The organism is Caulobacter sp. D5, from assembly GCF_003185805.1.
Taxonomy (GTDB): Bacteria; Pseudomonadota; Alphaproteobacteria; order Caulobacterales; family Caulobacteraceae; genus Caulobacter.
The window spans coordinates 1-2,559 of record NZ_QHJY01000553.1 but is presented as its reverse complement, the minus strand read 5'-3'; the positions used below and the strand labels follow the sequence as shown (position 1 = coordinate 2,559).

The following is a 2,559-nucleotide window of genomic DNA, read 5'->3' as shown; positions in this document are numbered from 1 at the left end:
GGGAGAGGTTGAAGAAAAGCGGTTTCGCCGAACGTGATTTACTCCCCCCGGATCCCCCGCATCCGCTCCAGGGCGCCCTGCAGGATCCAGCCGGCGGCCATCTTGTCGACCACCTCGCCGCGACGCTTGCGGTTGACGTCGTGCTCGTCGATCAGCACGCGGGTGACGGCGGCGGTCGACAGGCGCTCGTCCCAGAAGGTGATGGTCAGGTCGGGGCGCAGGCGCAGCAGGTTGCGGGCGAGCGCCCGGTTGGACTGGCAGCGCACGCCTTCGGTGCCGTCCATATTGACCGGCAGGCCGACGACGATGCCGGCCACCTTGCGGTAGTCGATGATGTCGAACAGGGCCTCGGCGTCCTGGGTGAACTTGGTCTTGTGGATCACGGTCAGCGGGCTGGCGACGGTCAGGGTGACGTCGGACACGGCCACGCCGATGGTCTTTTCGCCCGGATCCAGGCCGATGATCGGCTTGTAGTCGGGGATGGCGGCGGTGAATTCTTCGATGTCGAGAACGGGCATGGGCGGCTTCTACGCCTTTGCGCCCGCCGAAGCGAGAGCGCCGCCAATCAGAAAGGTCGGGCGAAAAGGCCCCGCCAAGGGGAGGCCGGGCTTGTCAAAGACGACGCTAGGCGGGTAACCCACCCGTTCGAATTGTCAGCGCGCGCTGATTATAGATCTGACTGGAGAAGGCCCCATGGCCATCGACGCCGCGACCGTCCGCAAGGTCGCCCGGCTCGCCCGCATCGCCGAACCCGAAGAGCGCATCGAGGCCCTGACTCAGGAACTCAACGGGATCATGACGTGGATCGAGCAGCTGGCCGAGGTCGACACCGACGGCGCCGAGCCGCTGACCAGCGTCGTGGCCGCCGGCCTGCCGCTGCGCGACGACGTCGTCACCATGGGCGGCGAACCCGAAGTGGTCACGGGCAATGCGCCCAAGACCGTCGGCAACTTCTTCGTCGTGCCCAAGGTGGTCGAATAATGAGCGCGCTCACGAAACTGACCCTGAAGGGCGCCCTCGACGGCCTGGCCGCCAAGGACTTCACCTCCGTCGAGCTGACCCAAGCGCACATCGACGCCGTCGAAGCCGCGCGCGGCCTCAACGCCTACATTCTCGAGACGCCCGAAAAGGCGCTGGAGATGGCCGCCGCCTCGGACGCGCGCCGCGCCAAGGGCGAGGCCGGCGTGCTGGACGGCGCGCCGCTGGGCGTGAAGGACCTGTTCTGCACCAAGGGCGTGCGCACCACGGCCTGCTCGAAGATCCTCGAGAACTTCGTCCCGGGCTATGAGTCGACGGTGACGTCGAACCTGTGGCGCGACGGCGCGGTGATGCTGGGCAAGCTGAACCTCGACCAGTTCGCCATGGGCTCGTCGAACGAGACCTCCTACTTCGGCCCGGTCACCAACCCGTGGCGCGGCAAGGGCAGCAACAAGGCCCTGACCCCGGGCGGCAGCTCGGGCGGCAGCGCCGCGGCCGTCGCCGCCGACCTGTGTCTGGGCGCTACCGCCACCGACACGGGCGGCTCGATCCGCCAGCCGGCCGCCTTCACCGGCACCGTCGGCATCAAGCCGACCTACGGCCGCTGCTCGCGCTGGGGCGTCGTGGCCTTCGCCAGCTCGCTGGACCAGGCCGGCCCGATCGCCAAGACCGTCGAGGACGCGGCCCTGCTGCTGAACTCGATGTCGGGTCACGACGAGAAGGACTCCACCAGCCTCGACATCGCCGTGCCGGACTTCACCCAGTTCGTCGGCAAGTCGGTCAAGGGCCTGCGCATCGGCGTGCCGAAGGAATACCGCGTCGACGGCATGCCGGCCGAGATCGAGAAACTCTGGCAGGACGGCATCGCCTGGCTGAAGGACGCCGGCTGCGAGATCGTCGAGATCAGCCTGCCGCACACCAAGTACGCCCTGCCGGCCTACTACATCGTCGCTCCGGCCGAAGCCTCGTCGAACCTCGCCCGCTACGACGGCATGCGCTTTGGCCTGCGCGAGGACGGCGCCAACCTGACCGAGATCTACGAGAACACCCGCGCCTCGGGCTTCGGCGACGAGGTCAAGCGCCGCATCCTGATCGGCACCTATGTGCTGAGCGCGGGCTATTACGACGCCTACTACCTGAAGGCCCTGAAGGTGCGTCGCCGCATCGCCGAGGACTTCGACAACGCCTGGACCAAGGTCGACGCCATCCTCACCCCGACCGCGCCCTCGGCGGCGTTCGGCCTGGGCGAGAACAGCAACGACCCGATCGCCATGTACCTGAACGACGTCTTCACGGTGACGACCAACCTGGCCGGCCTGCCGGGCCTGTCGCTGCCGGCCGGTCTGGACGCCAACGGCTTGCCGCTGGGTCTGCAGATCATCGGCAAGCCGCTGGACGAAGGCACGGTGTTCTCGGTGGCCGGCGCCATCGAGAAGGCCGCCGGCTTCACGGCCAAGGCCGACAAGTGGTGGTGAGCTAGTCCGGGCTAGGTTCAAAGAAAAGGGCGGCTCCAGCGATGGAGCAGCCCTTCGTCGTTTCAGGCCCTTACTGGCCAAGTCCCTACTGGGGCGTGTTGGGCGT

General features: G+C 67.6%; 3 protein-coding genes. 2 read left to right on the top strand and 1 reads right to left on the bottom strand.

Translation table 11 applies throughout. The features are described from left to right. Positions 1–38 precede the first annotated feature (38 nt). Positions 39–518, bottom strand: a complete 480-nt coding sequence (gene ruvX / locus DMC18_RS25135; protein ID WP_110119069.1) for a Holliday junction resolvase RuvX — start codon at positions 516–518, stop codon at positions 39–41. A gap of 175 nt (positions 519–693) precedes the next feature. On the opposite strand from ruvX, the gene gatC reads away from it, so the two are divergent. Together gatC and gatA are read left to right on the top strand one after the other, a co-directional pair. Further along, positions 694–981, top strand: coding sequence for an Asp-tRNA(Asn)/Glu-tRNA(Gln) amidotransferase subunit GatC (gatC, locus tag DMC18_RS25130; protein ID WP_110119070.1), 288 nt, complete (start codon positions 694–696; stop codon positions 979–981). Continuing rightward, the gene (gene gatA, locus DMC18_RS25125; RefSeq protein WP_110119071.1) at positions 981–2,453 is read left to right on the top strand and encodes an Asp-tRNA(Asn)/Glu-tRNA(Gln) amidotransferase subunit GatA; all 1,473 of its coding nucleotides are present in this window, start codon (positions 981–983) and stop codon (positions 2,451–2,453) included. Before gatC ends, gatA begins: the two co-directional genes overlap by 1 nt. The last annotated feature ends 106 nt before the right edge of the window (positions 2,454–2,559 follow it).